This window comes from Pseudomonas sp. S34, from assembly GCF_009866745.1.
Lineage (GTDB): Bacteria > Pseudomonadota > Gammaproteobacteria > Pseudomonadales > Pseudomonadaceae > Aquipseudomonas > Aquipseudomonas jessenii.
This window is the reverse complement of the sequence record NZ_CP019398.1, coordinates 1,365,518-1,381,020: the sequence shown is the minus strand read 5'-3', so window position 1 is coordinate 1,381,020 and position 15,503 is coordinate 1,365,518. Positions and strand designations below refer to the sequence as shown.

Annotated in this window: 17 protein-coding genes; 7 read left to right on the top strand and 10 right to left on the bottom strand. The window is 61.2% G+C overall.

What is annotated here, in order from left to right; all coding sequences use genetic code 11:
* The first annotated feature begins 118 nt into the window (after positions 1–118).
* Entirely contained in the window at positions 119–1,306 is a 1,188-nt protein-coding gene (gene nhaA / locus PspS34_RS05975; protein WP_150812945.1) for a Na+/H+ antiporter NhaA, read from the top strand.
* A 103-nt stretch (positions 1,307–1,409) separates the two neighbouring features.
* Here the strand turns inward: nhaA and PspS34_RS05970 are convergent, their stop codons facing one another.
* Positions 1,410–1,874 carry a glycine zipper 2TM domain-containing protein gene (locus PspS34_RS05970; RefSeq protein WP_057716111.1) on the bottom strand — a complete coding sequence of 155 codons (465 nt, stop codon included), beginning with the start codon at positions 1,872–1,874 and terminating at the stop codon, positions 1,410–1,412.
* A 165-nt stretch (positions 1,875–2,039) separates the two neighbouring features.
* Here PspS34_RS05970 and PspS34_RS05965 point away from each other — a divergent pair, with 165 nt between their 5' ends.
* Positions 2,040–2,276, top strand: a complete 237-nt coding sequence (locus PspS34_RS05965; RefSeq protein WP_046041257.1) for a hypothetical protein — start codon at positions 2,040–2,042, stop codon at positions 2,274–2,276.
* Between the two features lie 5 nt (positions 2,277–2,281).
* On the opposite strand, the gene pdxH is transcribed toward PspS34_RS05965, so the two are convergent.
* From pdxH to dinG, 5 genes are all read right to left on the bottom strand, one after another.
* On the bottom strand, positions 2,282–2,929 hold the full coding sequence (gene pdxH, locus PspS34_RS05960) for a pyridoxamine 5'-phosphate oxidase (protein WP_150812944.1): 648 nt from the start codon (positions 2,927–2,929) through the stop codon (positions 2,282–2,284).
* Between the two features lie 24 nt (positions 2,930–2,953).
* A complete protein-coding gene (locus tag PspS34_RS05955) occupies positions 2,954–3,961 on the bottom strand; it encodes an OmpA family protein (protein ID WP_150812943.1) in 1,008 nt (335 codons plus the stop codon).
* A gap of 113 nt (positions 3,962–4,074) precedes the next feature.
* Positions 4,075–5,220: a serine hydrolase domain-containing protein gene (locus PspS34_RS05950; protein ID WP_150812942.1), complete on the bottom strand. Its 1,146-nt coding sequence runs from the start codon at positions 5,218–5,220 to the stop codon at positions 4,075–4,077.
* A 219-nt stretch (positions 5,221–5,439) separates the two neighbouring features.
* Positions 5,440–7,932, bottom strand: coding sequence for a beta-galactosidase (locus PspS34_RS05945; RefSeq protein WP_154861795.1), 2,493 nt, complete (start codon positions 7,930–7,932; stop codon positions 5,440–5,442).
* A gap of 96 nt (positions 7,933–8,028) precedes the next feature.
* Positions 8,029–10,173 carry an ATP-dependent DNA helicase DinG gene (gene dinG, locus PspS34_RS05940; RefSeq protein ID WP_007992389.1) on the bottom strand — a complete coding sequence of 715 codons (2,145 nt, stop codon included), beginning with the start codon at positions 10,171–10,173 and terminating at the stop codon, positions 8,029–8,031.
* Between the two features lie 99 nt (positions 10,174–10,272).
* Here dinG and PspS34_RS05935 point away from each other — a divergent pair, with 99 nt between their 5' ends.
* Entirely contained in the window at positions 10,273–10,737 is a 465-nt protein-coding gene (locus PspS34_RS05935) for a CopD family protein (RefSeq protein ID WP_154861796.1), read from the top strand.
* A 116-nt stretch (positions 10,738–10,853) separates the two neighbouring features.
* Here the strand turns inward: PspS34_RS05935 and PspS34_RS05930 are convergent, their stop codons facing one another.
* The 4 genes from PspS34_RS05930 to PspS34_RS05915 all read right to left on the bottom strand — a co-directional run bounded on the left by PspS34_RS05930 (position 10,854) and on the right by PspS34_RS05915 (position 13,520).
* Positions 10,854–11,612 carry a hypothetical protein gene (locus PspS34_RS05930; protein WP_090453531.1) on the bottom strand — a complete coding sequence of 253 codons (759 nt, stop codon included), beginning with the start codon at positions 11,610–11,612 and terminating at the stop codon, positions 10,854–10,856.
* The gene (locus PspS34_RS05925; protein ID WP_150812938.1) at positions 11,605–11,883 is read right to left on the bottom strand and encodes a DUF1145 domain-containing protein; all 279 of its coding nucleotides are present in this window, start codon (positions 11,881–11,883) and stop codon (positions 11,605–11,607) included. Before PspS34_RS05925 ends, PspS34_RS05930 begins: the two co-directional genes overlap by 8 nt.
* Before the next feature lie 148 nt (positions 11,884–12,031).
* Positions 12,032–12,739 (bottom strand): OmpA family protein, encoded by a 708-nt coding sequence (locus PspS34_RS05920; RefSeq protein ID WP_154861797.1) that lies wholly within the window; start codon positions 12,737–12,739, stop codon positions 12,032–12,034.
* A 91-nt stretch (positions 12,740–12,830) separates the two neighbouring features.
* On the bottom strand, positions 12,831–13,520 hold the full coding sequence (locus tag PspS34_RS05915) for an OmpA family protein (protein ID WP_057716121.1): 690 nt from the start codon (positions 13,518–13,520) through the stop codon (positions 12,831–12,833).
* A gap of 189 nt (positions 13,521–13,709) precedes the next feature.
* Here PspS34_RS05915 and PspS34_RS05910 point away from each other — a divergent pair, with 189 nt between their 5' ends.
* The 4 genes from PspS34_RS05910 (at position 13,710) to PspS34_RS05895 (ending at position 15,485) form a co-directional block, all read left to right on the top strand.
* A complete protein-coding gene (locus PspS34_RS05910; protein ID WP_090453527.1) occupies positions 13,710–14,207 on the top strand; it encodes a DUF6231 family protein in 498 nt (165 codons plus the stop codon).
* Between the two features lie 4 nt (positions 14,208–14,211).
* Positions 14,212–14,688: a YchJ family protein gene (locus tag PspS34_RS05905; RefSeq protein WP_057716123.1), complete on the top strand. Its 477-nt coding sequence runs from the start codon at positions 14,212–14,214 to the stop codon at positions 14,686–14,688.
* 87 nt (positions 14,689–14,775) lie between these two features.
* Positions 14,776–15,270, top strand: a complete 495-nt coding sequence (locus PspS34_RS05900; RefSeq protein ID WP_154861798.1) for an LEA type 2 family protein — start codon at positions 14,776–14,778, stop codon at positions 15,268–15,270.
* Positions 15,267–15,485, top strand: a complete 219-nt coding sequence (locus PspS34_RS05895; RefSeq protein WP_159389530.1) for an SEC-C metal-binding domain-containing protein — start codon at positions 15,267–15,269, stop codon at positions 15,483–15,485. The genes PspS34_RS05900 and PspS34_RS05895 overlap by 4 nt, the downstream gene beginning before the upstream one ends.
* Positions 15,486–15,503: the final 18 nt, after the last annotated feature.

Here is a 15,503-nt window from a genome sequence, read left to right as displayed (position 1 = left end):
GGTGCCGAGGGATCACTCTGTAACGGCATATAACAAAAAAGAATATAACTTTTGTTTTAACAACTAACGGTACTTGTTAGGGTGTAACACCTTTTGAATTCATGGATGGAGAGCGACCTTGCCTCTGCGTAGCACTTTCACGCGTTTCTTTCAGTTGGAAGCTGCCAGCGGTCTGTTACTGATCGCCGCTGCCGTTCTGGCTCTGATCATCAACAACTCGCCGCTGTCGTGGCTGTACAACGGCCTGTTGGACACCCCCGTGGTGGCCCAGATCGGCGCACTGAAAATCGCCAAGCCCTTGCTGCTGTGGATCAACGACGGCCTGATGGCGCTGTTCTTCCTGCTCATCGGCCTGGAAGTGAAGCGCGAAGTACTCGACGGCCAGTTGTCCAAACCGTCGCAAATCGTGCTGCCCGGTGCAGCCGCCATTGGTGGCATGGTGGTGCCGGCGCTGATCTACTGGTACCTCAATCGCGACACGCCAGCCGCCCTGAACGGCTGGGCAATCCCGACCGCCACCGATATCGCCTTCGCCCTTGGCGTACTGGCACTGCTGGGCAAACGGGTTCCGGTATCGCTGAAACTGTTCCTGATGACCCTGGCGATCATCGACGACCTTGGCGCGATCATCATCATTGCGATCTTCTATTCCGGCGCGCTGTCGACCCTGTCTCTGGCGCTGGCCGCGACCTGTATTGCGGCGCTGATCGGGATGAACCGGCTTGGCGTGGTCAAGCTCGGGCCCTACATGATCATTGGACTGATCCTCTGGGTCTGCGTGCTCAAGAGCGGTGTCCACGCCACCCTGGCCGGCGTGACCCTGGCATTCTGCATTCCGTTGCGCACGAAAAATGCCGAACCTTCGCCACTGCTTGCCCTGGAGCATGCCCTGCACCCGTGGGTTGCCTACGGCATCCTGCCATTGTTCGCCTTTGCCAACGCCGGCCTGTCCCTGAGCGGTGTCACCGTCGAGAGCTTCACTCACCACGTCCCCATGGGCATCGCCATCGGGCTGCTGCTGGGCAAGACCGTCGGTGTCTTCGGCCTGACCTGGCTGGCCGTGAAAACCGGTATCGCCGCCCTGCCCCAAGGTGCCAATTGGGGCCAGATACTGGGCGTGGCGATTCTCTGCGGCATCGGTTTCACGATGAGCCTGTTTGTCGGCTCGCTGGCCTTCGAGCCAGGCGTGAGTGATTTCGCCGGGATGGACCGCATGGGGATCTTGACCGGTTCGATTCTGGCTGCACTGATCGGTTATGTGGTGACGGCGATGGCGAGCCGCAAGAACAACGCGCTGGCTTCCTGATAAACCGCCATAACGGCCAGCATCAATCAGGACTCACCTGAGCTGAAAAACAAAAAACCCGATCAGTCACCTGATCGGGTTTTTGTTTAGCCGGTGTTTGCGCTTAGTGCGAAACGCGGCTGGTGCCATTCACACTGGCGATGCGCACACGTTCGCCGACACGGAACACTTCGTTCGGCTGAACTTCCTGAACGTAGGCGCGCATGCTGCCATCGTCTTCGCGCACGGTGATTTCCACGCCCTGGGTGCGGGTCAGGCCTTCTTCAGCGGCTGAACCGAGCAGGCCACCGGCCACGGCACCGATAACCGCTGCAACGACGCTGCCTTTACCGCCACCGATAGCACTGCCGCCAACGCCGCCGACCACTGCACCTGCAGCGCCGCCGATCGGGGTTTTGGTGCCTTCGATTTTCACCGGGCGCAATGCTTCGATGGTGCCCATGCGAACGGTCTGCACACGACGCGCCTCGTCACGGGAGTAGGAGTCACCGGTCAGGCTCGATTGGCAACCAGTGAGCAACATCGCCATCGTGGAAAAGGAAGCAACCAGCAGAACAGACTTACGCATAGCATCAACTCCAAAAAAACAGTTGTTCATTAAACTCCGCTACTTGACGCCTGTCACGGCATCGCCCGGGTAAAATTGGTTTGATTCAGGCTCCGTTAAGGCGCCTCCACGAACCCACACAGTAGCGGCAAATTCGCAAAGCTGCCCCACTGGCCAAGGATTCCCATGGATTACTTTATCATCGTCGTCACGACTGTTGCCGGTTTGTACTTCCATTGGTGGCTGTACGTGCGGATCAAACGCTGGATGGACCGCGATCTGGCGCTAGCGCTAGCGGGCAAGGACGAGCAGAAAAAAGCCTTCATGCTCGAACGATTGGCGAGTGCTCAGGCGCAGAAGATCAAGCGTCGAGACCTGCCGAAGTGGCTGGAGGCCGCTGCGGCAGGCTATCCCGATCGGTAGACTGCTCAGGGTGCCAGACGTTCAAGAATCCAGTCGGCGCCCTGCTGGCGGTAATTGAGGCGGTCGTGCAGGCGGCTTGGGCGACCCTGCCAGAATTCGATGCGTTCCGGCAGCAGGCGATAACCACCCCAGTGTTCCGGGCAATGGGGCTGGGTGTCGCTGAAACGTTGCTCGGTGTCCTTGAGCAGCGCTTCGAGCTCGCTACGATCGGCGATCACCCGGCTCTGCGGCGACGCCCAGGCTCCCAGGCGACTGCCCAGTGGACGGACCTGATAGTAAGCGTCGGACTCTTCAGGCGTCACCTTCACCACCCGCCCTTCGATGCGCACCTGGCGCTCCAGCGCCGGCCAGAAAAACGTCATGGCCGCATACGGATTCGCGGCCAGTTGCTGGCCCTTGGCGCTGTCGTAGTTGGTGAAAAAGGTGAAGCCCTGCTCGTCCAGGCCCTTGAGCAACAGAATGCGACAGTGCGGTCGACCGTCCTGGTCAACGGTGGCCAGGGTCATGGCGTTGGCTTCCACCGGCACCTGTTCGGTTTTCACCGCGTCGGCGAACCATTGGTGGAACAACGCAAACGGCTCGGCCGGGGCTTGTGCCTCGGTCAAGCCATCACGGGTGTAGTCACGACGCATATCAGCCAGGCCCTGGGTCATGGCGCATTCCTTTTGGTTAACGAATCACTGCTTTGCAGTATCGGTGGCTGCGCCTTTCTTGTCAGCCGCGGAGGCTTTGGCTGGCGTGGTCTTTTTCGCCGGCGTTGCGGTTTTCGCAGGTGTTTTCTTGGCCGGTGCTTTTTTCGCGGGGGCTTTTTTCGCCGCTGGAACAGCAGCTTTTTTAGCCGCCGGGGCCGGTGTCACAGGCTTGGCGACCGGCTTGACCTCAGCAGCAGTGACCTTGGTCACAGGGGCCGGCGCCGGCATATTGTACTTGCTCAGCAGTGCGGCCATGGTGTTTTGCGGGGTCACCAGCAGCTCCACGCGGCGGTTCAACGCACGCCCTTCCACGCTGTCGTTGGCGGCGCGCGGCGCATCACCGCCCAGACCACGCAGCATCAGGCGATCACGCTGCAAACCACTGAGACGGAAAATCGCCGCAACGGCCTGGGCACGCTCCTGGCTCAGTTTGACGTTGGCAGGTGCAGCGCCGGACGTATCGCTGTGGCCGAGGATCAACACAGCGGACTTTGGATCGGCTTCAAGGATTTTGGCAACGCGGGTCAACGGACCGAGTGTGACCGGCAGCAGCATGGCCGGACGGTCAGGGTTGAACGAGCCTTCGACCGGCGCAGTCACCACCAGCACGTTTTCGCGGCGCTCGAGTTGCAGGTTACTGCCCTTGACCGCCTCCCGCAGGCGCGGTTCATAGTCGTCAAGCCAGGCCTGGGTGACTTTCGGGTCGGGCATCGGCACAGCCTTGGCGGCGCTCTGCTTGCTGCCGCCGAACGGCCACCACCACTTGCTGCCGCTATCGGTTTCGGCCTTGGCCACCGCAACGGGTTTGACTTCAGGTTTCACCTCCGGCTTGGCCGCAGGCTTACCGGCGCTCTCGTCGGAACCGAATGGCCAGTACCAATGGCTGCCACTTTCAGTCTTGGCAACGGGGGCTGTCGCATCTCTCTGTGGAGTCTGTGCGCAACCGGTAATAGCAAAGCACAGGGCCAAGGCGAGGGTTTTATTGGATGACATTGGATATCCACAAGAATGAAGTCAAAAAAATCTGGCCACAGCGGCCCGCACAAACTGACGCTTTGAAACTGAAAAGGCTATCGGGTTCCAGCCCTGGAACCCGATAACCGCTTTTACAGACAAGTGGCCAGAACCCGCACCAGCTTTTGCGCACGCGGGTCCATCAAGACGTACGGCCCCAGGGTATTTGTCACAAATCCGAAAGCCACGTCGTGCTCCGGGTCGGCAAAACCGATGGAGCCGCCGGCACCCGGATGACCGAACGCCCGCGGGCCAAGGCCGAAGGTGGCATTGGCAACGTCCGGTTGATCGAGCATGCAACCCAGACCGAAACGGGTCCGAGTCAGTAAGGTCTTGTCCTCGCCGAGGCTGTGCTCGCGGGTCAGCTCATTGAGCATTTCGCTTTCCAGCAGGCTGCCGTCGAGCAGGCCGGCGTAGAACCCGGCCAGGCTGCGGGCATTTCCATGGCCATTGGCGGCTGGCTGTTGCATGCGTCGCCACTCGGGCTTGTTGGTGCTGGTCATGATCGACGGAGGGTTGGTGAACGCCCGGGTCGTCATGGCCGCTGGCTCACGCATGGTCACTTGCAGCAGGCGCTGGGCGGCGGCATCGCCGACATTGCCCTTGCCCCGCGCAATGTGGGCCACGCGATGGAACTCTTCGTCGGCCAGGCCCACATGGAAGTCCAGCCCCAACGGCTTGGCGACCCGCGCGACGATGGATTCACCCGGCCCACGACCGTCGGCACGGCGCAGCAATTCGCCGATCAGCCAGCCATAGGTGATCGCCGCGTAACCGTGGCCTTCGCCCGGCGTCCACCACGGCGTTTCGGCGGCCAGGGCGTCGACCATGGTTTGCCAGTCGTAAAGGGCTTCGGGGGCCAGTAACTCGCGCAATGCCGGAAGGCCGGCCTGATGGCAGAGCAGTTGGCGCAAGGTGACGGACTCTTTGCCGGCAGCGGCAAATTCGGGCCAGTAGCGCGCGACCGGGGCATCCAGTTGCAGCTTGCCTTCGGCCACCAATTGCAGCGCGGTGACGGCGGTAAAGGTCTTGGTGCAGGAGAACAGATTGGCGATGGTGTCGCTGTGCCAGGCCTCGGTCCCGTCCTTGTCGGCAGTGCCGGCCCACAGATCGAGGACGGTTTCGCCGCCGACCTGAATGCACAACGCTGCGCCACGTTCCTGGGGATCGTCGAACAGCGCCGCGAACGCCTCTCGCACCGCCTCGAACTTAAGCTCGTAATGACCCTGAATCTGCACCCGCAACTCCCCGGATTAACGCTCTACAAAGTGGCGGGCATTGTTCCAGCCCTTGAGGGTTTTGGGAACAGGGTTGGGCCGGGCGGTCGCTCTGCCATCAACCTGAAATGCAGTGGAGATGCTGATGACGCCTTCGCGAGCAAGCCCGCTCCCACATTGGAATGCATCCTCCTGTGGGAGCGGGCTTGCTCGCGAAGAACGATAACGCGGTGTCAGGACTCAGTGGCCATTCCCGGTGTGCCCGCCCGCGCCCTTCCCCGGCCCCTTGCCGGCGTCGGCCTTGCGGCCGCCCTCGGCGTCGTGGCTGGCTTTGTCGGCGGCGGCCGCAGCCTTCTCGGCCTCTTTGCCCAATTGCTCGACTGTCGCCAGGTTGCTCTTGCGCACGCTGTCGACAAACCCCTGGAACGGCAGATCAGTGATGCCCACCAACCCGAAGTGACCGTTTTCACCGTCAAGCAGGCGCCCGGTGACCGGTTGATCGAGGTACTGGAACCAATGCACACCGACAATCGACGGCTCGCTCAATGCCTGCTTGAGGAAGTTGGCGTACGCCGGACCGCGGTCTTCCTCCTTCACCAACGGCGTAACGCCGCCCCAGAACGGGCCACGATCAGCCGAGCCGAAATTGAACTCGGTGATCAGCACCGGTTTGTCGAGACTGCGCAGCCTGGCGAAGTCGTAACCATCCTGGGGTTGCAAGGTGTACATGTTGAAGCTCAACACGTCGCAATACTGGGCGCAGGACTCCACTGCCTCCGGCGTGCTGATGGCGAAACGGCCGCCGAGCAATAGCTGGTTCGGTGCGTGCCACTTGAGCGAGTCGGAGATGGTCTTGAAGTAAGTGTCGGCAAAGACCTTCTGGAAGTATTTGAAATCGGCTTCGATTTCCGGGTGCTCGGCGCTTGGCAACGGCGGCACGAATCCCGGATCTTCCATCAGTTCCCAGGCCGCCAGATCGATGCCCCAGGCTTTCGACAAGCCAGCCTGATTGCGGTACTTGTCACGCAGTTGCTTGAGGAATGCGCGCTTGGCCGGCACGTCGGTGGTCATTTTCAAGGTGCCGTAGGCCAGGGCATACCGGGCTTTCGGGTCATCCCCGGGACCGGCCCAGGCCAGTTCGTTGTCGGCGTAGTAACCGATCAGCCACGGATCGTCACGATGATCGCGGGCGGCAATGGCCACGGCACGTTCGGTGGCCATGGCGAAACGCGGGTCGAAGGGGTCGGGCATGCCGCCCCACCAGTCGGTACCGGTGCTGATGCTGGCGTAGTCGCCGACGATCGACAGCGGCAAGGTATAGGGCACGCGATCAGCGTCGCCCAATACGGGTGCGCTCCAGTTGCCAATGGTGTTGAAGCCCCAGGCCTGCAAGCGATCAAGGGTGTGACTGGCCCAACGCTGCTCGTCGAACAGCGGCTTGCACGGTTCGGCGGTTTTTTGCTCGGCGGCTTTCGCTACCGTCGCTTCAGTCCTGGCCGCTTCGGCGACACCAGACTCGGCAGTTGCAGGCACTACAGGTTGCACCGCCGCCTTGGCCGCCGTCGCCTCAACTGCATCCGCCTTGGCCGCCGCGGCGACGCCCGCCTTGGTATCGCTGCCCTTCACACACGGGTCGCCATACAGGCGCTGCAGGTTGGCACCATAGAAGTCGTACCAGCGACCGGCATTGTAGCCACGCCCTTGATCGGCACCGTTGCCGCCACGGTTGTCGCCTTCGCCGTAATGGCTGGCGAGTGCGTCATCTGTTTTGGGCAGGGATTCGAACATCCACTCACGACCGGCAACGTAGGTCGGGTTGACGTCTGCAGCGACGGTGTTAACCCCGAGCGAATAAAACGGATGGCCTTGCGGCGTCACCAGATACCAGCGTCCATCGCGTTTCTCGGTGCGGAAAAAGCCGCTGGCCTTGAAGGACGGGCCTTTGGTCAAACCACCGAACTTGTCCAGGGAGGACTTCTCGCGCTCGGCCAGCCAGGTTTTCAGTTGCTGCTGCTCCTTGCTGGCGGCGCTTTTCAGTTGTTCGTCACTGCTGATTTTTTCCGGCCATTTGTTTCGGGTCGACTGGCCGTAGGCATCCACCAACCCGCCATACACGGCGTGGGTTATCGATTCACCGTCCTGCACACCAAAGCGCTCCAGCAGGATGCTTTGCGCGGCTTTGGGCTGGTCCATCGACAGGCTCACCGACACCACCCGGCTGCGATCCAGCTCACCGGCGCTGCTGGCCAGCAACACTCGCTGCCCCTCAACGGTCATCGGCATCGGCGGACCAGCCTTCATGCCCTGGCTCAGCGGTGATGTCGCCTGCAAAGGCACCAACAGGGTTTGCGCAGGCCCCGCCGGCAGATCGACGCGGCTGACCAGTGTCTTGCCATCGTTGCTCTGGATGGTCACGTACAGGGTCAAGGCCCAATTCATGGCGCTCTGGATCCGCAGGCTCATGACGCCCGACTGCGACCAGTCCCAGGCGCCGGTTTGCGGGGTCAGGCGCAACGTCGGCCGGGCGACCGGGTTGAACGTCACCCGGCGCAGCACTTCGCCCTCGGGGGTTTGCTCGGCGTTGGATTGCGGCAGGCTGGCGTCCTGAGTCGCCACCTGGACCACGTCGGCGGGGCGCACAAAGTTGAACAGCGTCTGCTGGCTGGCCGGGGCGGCCAACAGCGGTGTTGCGAACAGCATGGCAAAAACAGCAGGCAACGAACGGCAAATCATGAGAACGAAATTCTCCCTAACGACCTTCAATGGGCCAGTGGAAAAGCGATGGCAGAGAGATAGACAACGCGGCGGGCAAAACTGCCCACCGGTGATTCAGGAAATTTCTCGACGGAACGGCGGCAACGCATTGAGGATGGCTTTGCCATAGCGCTGGGTCACCAGGCGCCGGTCGAGCAAGGTGATGGTGCCGCGGTCTTCTTCGGTGCGCAGCAAGCGACCGCAAGCCTGGACCAGCTTCAGCGAGGCGTCCGGCACGGAGATTTCCATGAACGGATTACCGCCCCTGGCTTCGATCCATTCGGCCAGCGCCGCTTCGACCGGATCATCGGGTACCGAGAAAGGAATCTTGGCAATGACCACGTGCTCGCAATAGGCGCCGGGCAAGTCGACCCCTTCGGCAAAGCTTGCCAGGCCGAACAACACGCTGGAATCGCCGCCATCGACCCGCGCCTTGTGCTTGTTCAGGGTTTCCTGTTTCGACAGATTGCCCTGGATGAACACTTGCTTGCGCCAGTCGCGGTCCAGGCCGTCGAACACGTCCTGCATCTGTTTGCGCGAGGAAAACAGCACCAGCGTGCCCCGCGAGCCTTCGACCAGCTCAGGCAAATCACGAATGATCGCGGCGGTATGCGCCGCTGCATCACGGGGATCGGCGTTCAGGTTCGGCACCCGTAACACACCGGCGTCGGCATGATGAAAGGGGCTTGGGACCACGGCGGTCACGGCTTTTTTCGGCAGGCCAGCGCGCATGCGAAAGCGATCGAAGGTGCCGAGGGCCGTCAAGGTCGCCGACGTCACCAGGCAGCCATACGCCACGTTCCACAGGTTGCGCCGGAGCATTTCCGCCGCAAGGATGGGGCTTGCATTGACCTCGATATCGAACAGCGAGCCGCTTTCGGCCAGGGTCAGCCAGCGCGCCATGGGCGGGTTGTCTTCCGGGTCTTCGACGGTGAAGGCGGTCCACAACTCCCAGTTGCCGGAAGAACGCGACAACAAGCTGCCGAACAGCGGATACCACTCCTCGGCCTGGTTGCTGGCGATGCCAATGTTGACCTCGCCGTCCATGCCCTCCTTGAGCAACTCGGTCAGGCGGGTGAACAGATCGGTCAGCCGTGCGAAGCCTTTCTTCAGTTCGATGCCCATTTCACGCATGTGCTCGGGAATCACCCCGCCGACGAATCGGTGACGCGGGCGCTCGCGGCCTTCGACGTCTTCGCCGGGCTTGAAATCGGCAATCTGCTCGCACGCGGTGAACATGAACTGCTGCTGGGTCTTGATCTCCCGCGCCAGTTCCGGCACCTGCTCGATCAACTTGCCCAGATCTCCCGGCAATGGGTGCTGGGCCAGAAGTTTGGTGAGGTTCTTGGCGGTGGTTTCCAGCCAGTCGGCGGTGGAGCGCAGGCGCGTGTAATGGGCGAAGTGGCCGATGGCCTTGTCCGGCAGGTGATGGCCTTCGTCGAACACGTAGATGGTGTCGCGCGGGTCCGGCAGCACGGCGCCGCCGCCCAGGGCCAGGTCGGCCAGTACCATGTCGTGGTTAGTGACGATCACGTCGACCTTGCCCATGCCTTCGCGGGCCTTGTAGAAGGCGCACTGGCCGAAGTTCGGGCAATGACGGTTGGTGCACTGGCTGTGATCGGTGGTCAGGCGCGCCCAGTCGGCGTCTTCAAGCGCGGTGGACCAACTGTCGCGGTCGCCGTCCCACTTATTGCCGGCGAGTTTTTCGATCATGCTGGTGAACAGCTTCTGACTGGCCTCGTCGACCTCGATCTTGAAACCTTCTTCTTCGAACAACTGAGCGGTGGCGGTCTGCGCGTGGCCTTCCTGGAGCAACATGTCGAGCTTGGACAGGCACATGTAGCGCCCGCGTCCCTTGGCCAGGGCGAAGCTGAAATTCAGCCCGCTGTTGCGCATCAGGTCAGGCAAGTCCTTGTAGACGATCTGCTCTTGCAGGGCCACGGTGGCCGTGGCGATCACCAGGCGCTTGCCGGCGGCTTTCGCCGTGGGAATCGCCGCCAGGCTGTAGGCCACGGTCTTGCCGGTACCGGTGCCGGCTTCCACCGCGACAATCGCGGGGTCGCCACTGCGCCGGCCTTCGTCGTCGGTGTCGATGTCACCCAGGACCTTGGCGACTTCGGCGATCATCAGGCGTTGGCCGTAGCGCGGCTTGAGGCTCTTGGCTTCGAGAAAACGCGAGTAGGCGCCCTGGATCGTGGTTTTGAGTTCAGTGCTGATCATGGATTGTCGGACGCAAAAAACGCTGGATAAATTTTCAGTAGTTCGGTTCGGTCGCTATCATACCCCGCTAATGAATCCCGCGCAGAACGGAGTAACCCAATGACACCTTTTAGCCTCATTTATAGCCTGCACGTACTGGCGGCCCTGGTCTGGGTCGGCGGCATGTTTTTCGCCTGGATGATCCTGCGCCCCGCCGCAATCAAGGCACTTGAAGGCCCTGCCCGGCTGAAGCTGTGGGTAGAAGTGTTTCAAGGCTTTTTTCGCTGGGTCTGGGTGGCGGTGGTGCTATTGCCGGTCAGCGGTGTGGGCATGCTGCACATGCAGTTCAATGGTTTTGAAGCCGCGCCGCGTTATGTGCAGGTGATGATGGGCTTGTATGTGGTAATGACCGCGCTGTTCATCCGCATTCAGGCGCTGATGCTGCCGGAACTGCGCACCGCCGTGGCCGAGCAGGATTGGCCAGCCGGTGCAGCGGTGCTGGGACGGATCCGCAAGTTGGTGGGGATCAATCTGCTGGTAGGGTTGGCTTTGGTGGTGATTGCCGCGGCCCGGCCGATGTTCTAAAAGCATCGTCGGAACGCCGCCCGGACCAAGCTCGCACTCAGGAACTGCACAGATCCTGTGGGAGCGAGCTTGCTCGCGATAGCGGTCTGACAGACCGCTCACATTTCGGCAACAGCTTACAACCGCTGCACCGTCACCGAACCCGCCGCACCTTCTGGCCCAGGCTGACCATCAGCCCCGGGTTTACCGCTCTTGCCACCATCGGCCTTGTAAATCAGGCAGCCCTTGGCCTTGCCACCCGCGCCCGGTTTGCCGCCCGGGCCGGCCAGGCCACCGGCACCGCCAGCCACCTGAACCTTGATCCGGTCTGCCGGGAAGTCGTGCGGCACTGCCAGTTTGACCAGCGCCCCCGGTGCTCCCGGCTGACCGTTGCTGCCATCACTGCCATCGGCACCGCGACCGGCCTGACCCCATGTGCAGCCCGGTTCCTGGCCGTTACCCCCATCAAGACCAACGAACCCCGGTGCACCCGCACCACCGCGAGCATCAACGGTCAATTGCGCTGCGTTCAGTGTCTTGATCTGCAAATCAAGGCTGCGCCCGGATCGAGCGGCCTTCTGGTAGGTCCCGGGTGAGCCACGGGAGGTGATCTGGCTGCCTTCGGACAAATCAGCGCGACGGACCTTCAGCGCCAGCGCCTGTTCCCCCGGCACGATGGCAATGCGCGCTTCACGCCCCAGATGCAATTCACCCACGGTGACTTCGGTGACGTTCGAAGGAATCAGCAAGGTGCCGTAATCGGCCACTTCCAGACGTTCCAGTTGCAGGGCGCTGGCGGTGTTGGGCAAGCGCATCAGCGAGTTGGGTTCGACACTCACCACCTGTGCGCAGGCCAATGGGCTGATGAGTGCGGCGAGCAGACAGAGTTTACGCATGGGAAGCCTTCGAAGCGGTGGGGGCTGGAATGGTTTGCAGGTGGAATACGCCGAAAATGACGATCTTCAAGCGGTCAAGCCAGGGATGGGCGCGACCTCGAAGGCTGCGATAGCACAGCAACGCTTCCAGAAGATGGATGAACCCCAACAGGCCGCCGGCCAGGTTGACCAACGGGTGCAGCGGAAAGACAAACGGTGTGAGCAGATTGACCAGCACTACCGCCCAGAACAGCAAGGTCAGTAATCGCCCCAGTCCCCATATGACTTTCATACGCGCCCCCGATGAGAATTATTGTTTGCGCGCACAGTAACGGCTTCCACGCGGGATAAGCCAGAGGGCAAGGGAAAATTCTTCATGGAGGCCGCCGAACGGCCGTCGCAGCGATCACACCAGTCGCTCGACGGCTCTATCTCTTGGTTCAGCGGTTTATATGCAGTTCCACGCGACGGTTTTTCGCACGGCCTTCTTCTGTTTCGTTGTCGGCAATCGGTTGGCTCTCGCCCCTGCCTTCGCTGGTGATTTTGTTCGGCGCCACACCCTGGCTCAACAGGTATTCCGCCACGCTGCTGGCACGCCGCTCCGACAACGCCTGGTTATAGGCATCCGAACCGACACTGTCGGTGTGGCCGACCACCTTGATGCTGACCACATCGGCATCCTCGAACTTGCTCATCAACGCATCCAGTTGACTCTTCGCCGTCGGGGTCAGCTCGGATTGATTGAAGACAAACAGTACATCGCTCAGAGTAATGACTTCGGATTGCGCAGGCTCGACCTGGACGCTGTCCGGGTACTGCGGCACCACGCAACCGCGATGGTCGACCGGGGTATTGGCAGGGGTATCAGCGCAACGGTCGCGTCGGTCGAAAACGCCGTCGCCATCTTCGTCGCCATCCAGGGCATAGCAGATCAAGCCGCCGGACAAGATACCCAGCGCCGCCCCACCCCCGGCCCAGGCACTACTCTCGATTGCGCCCAGACCACCACCGACCAGACCGCCGATGAGGCTGCAAATTGGCCAGGTGCGTTGATTGAGGGGGGCGGTGCCATCGCTGTGGGTCGCGCAGCCGGTCAAGAGGCTGCCAAGTAGCAGAACCGGCAAGACGGTCCTTGTGAGAACGATCATGTTGAAAGCTCCTGTGTCCCCGGCCAATACCGGTTACACAGGAGTAAAGACCCGCATCCGCGACTGCACAAGGCGCGGATGCGAGGGGGGCTCAACGCTGGATTTTGATTTCGGTACGACGGTTCTGTGCACGACCGTCAGCGGTTTTGTTGTCAGCAACCGGCTGGCTTTCACCGGCACCGACAACCGACACGAAGTTGCTGCGAGGTACGCCTTGATCGATGAGGTATTCAACCACCGAGTGGGCGCGTTTATCCGACAGTTTCTGGTTGTAGGCGTCGCTACCCACGCTGTCGGTATGGCCGGTTACGGTCAGTTGAGCAGTCGGGGCTTCGGCTTTCAGGCGAGTGGCAATCTTGTCGAGTACCAGTTTGTCGGACGAGGTAAGCGTGGCTTTATCAAACTGGAAGTGGACATCGCGAATGACGATGGTTTCTTCCTGAACCACAACCGCTTCTTCGACCACAGGCGCAGGTGGTGGGCAACCGTTGGCATCGACTTGAACGCCTTTAGGCGTGCCTGGGCACTTGTCGCGACTATCCGGCACACCGTCGCCGTCTTCGTCGCCATCACCGTGCACCCAGCAATAAGCCGCTGCCGTACCGCCGACGAGCAGAGCACCATACCCTGCCCATGCCGAGCTTTCGGTCGCTCCGAGGCCCGCACCCACGACACCACCAACAGCCGCACAGGTCGGCCAGTCGGTTTTCTGCAAACCTGCGCAACCAGTCAAGACACTGGTTAGCAGAACCAAGGGTAATGCTGTCCGAACTATGCTCATCTAGTTTTCTCCTGAAGGATCGGCTTAGAACCGATTCAGGTAGTAAAGACCCGAGTTTTAAACTCCGCCAGCAATAGGCCATGCTGTTTATTCGCGTATTAACGGCAGCTTGGCGCTTTTGTCGCCAAGGCGCTCTAGGCCCGAACGTAAGGGCAGGCTAGTCTTGGCGGATCTGATTGAGGATCTTCGATGACTGCAGGTATTTCTTCACGCACGCCACAACAGGCACTGGCCGCGTTACTCGACCGATATGCCCCCGCACGTCTGTTGTTGATCGGCGCCAGCGAGTTCCCGGCACTGGAGGCTTTCAAACTCGCTCACCCGGACAGCTGCGTCGCTTTCGCCGCCCCCGGGCCGTTGCCCGACGAGTTGGCGGCCCGCCGTTTCGACCTGGCCCTGGTGGTCGATTGCCTGGAGCATTTGCCCAAGCGCGACGGCCTGAACCTGCTGGGCGGCATTCGCAACCTCAACGCCAGCCGCATCGCGGTGCTGGCGGATCTGCCGGCCTGTGGCTGGCAGGAAACCGACTTTTTCTCCCTGGCCCTGCAAGCCAGTGAACGCTTCCAACGGGACGAACAGGTCCTGACCCTGTTTACCTACGATCTGCTTGAATACAAACAAGTCCCCGACTGGCTCAATTCGCGCTTCTGGGCCAATCCGGAAAACTTCGGGAAATACTGGTGGTAATGCAATGAGTACATCCATTTGCCCTTGCGGCAGCGGCACCCTGCTCGACGCCTGCTGCGGTCACTACCATGCCGGACACCCGGCGCCGTGCGCGCAAACCTTGATGCGCTCACGCTACAGCGCCTATGTGCTGGGGTTGGTCGACTATCTGGTGGCCACCACCCTGCCCGCCCAACAGGCCGGCCTGGACCGTCAATCGATCAGCGACTGGAGCGCGCAAAGTACGTGGCTGGGCCTTGAGGTGGAAAGCTCCGAAGTGCTGGGCGGCCAGCCTGAACACGCTTTCGTGACCTTCACCGCGCGCTGGCACGACAGCAATGGCGAGCACAGTCATCGAGAGCGCTCATCCTTCGTACAGAACGCCGGGCGCTGGTACTTCATCGACCCGACCGTGCAACTCAAACTCGGGCGCAATGACCCTTGCCCGTGTGCGAGTGGGCAGAAGTTCAAGAAGTGTTGTGCGGGGTACTTCAGCAGCTAGTACATGGAATGACTGTCCACCAAGCAGGAGCTGTCGAAGGCTGCGATCCTTTGGGTCTAGACTGGGGCTCAAGGGAGAAACACCACGATGATCATCCGTCGCTGCGCACTCTGTCTGCTCACCTTGTTCCTGACACTGGGACTCGGTGGCTGTGCGTCGTGGTTCGACGACGACTTGCCGGACCCCGAGGTCCATCTGGTGAAGATCGAGGTGGTCAACGCCAAACTGCTGGAACAGAAATTCCTCCTGCATTTTCGCATCGACAACCCCAACGACAGCGACCTGACGGTGCGCGGTCTGGAGTACCGCGTTCACTTGGGCGACATACTGCTGGCCGACGGCGAGTACGAACACTGGTTCACCATCAGCCCCAGGCACAGCGCTTACTTCAAGGTACCGATCCGCACCAACCTGTGGTCCAAGGTCCGTGATCTGGCCAAACTGCTGAAAAAATCCGATCAACCCATTCCCTATCGTCTGGAAGGTGAACTGGAAACCGGTATATTCATCACCCACTACGTGCACCTGGCGCGCAATGGCGTGATAATCGCCGCCGATTTAATTCCGGAGCAACACCGATGACCCAGCAACCCCATGTCCACGGCCCTGACTGCAATCACGATCATGATCATGATCATGACCATCACCACCATGATCACGACCACGGCCATGTCCACGGTCCGAACTGCGGCCACGCTCACCAGGAACCGGTGCGCAACGCCCTGAAAGACGTCGGCCGCAACGATCCGTGCCCATGCGGCAACGGCAAGAAATTCAAGAAGTGCCACGGCGCTTGATGCTTCGGGCGAAGACTT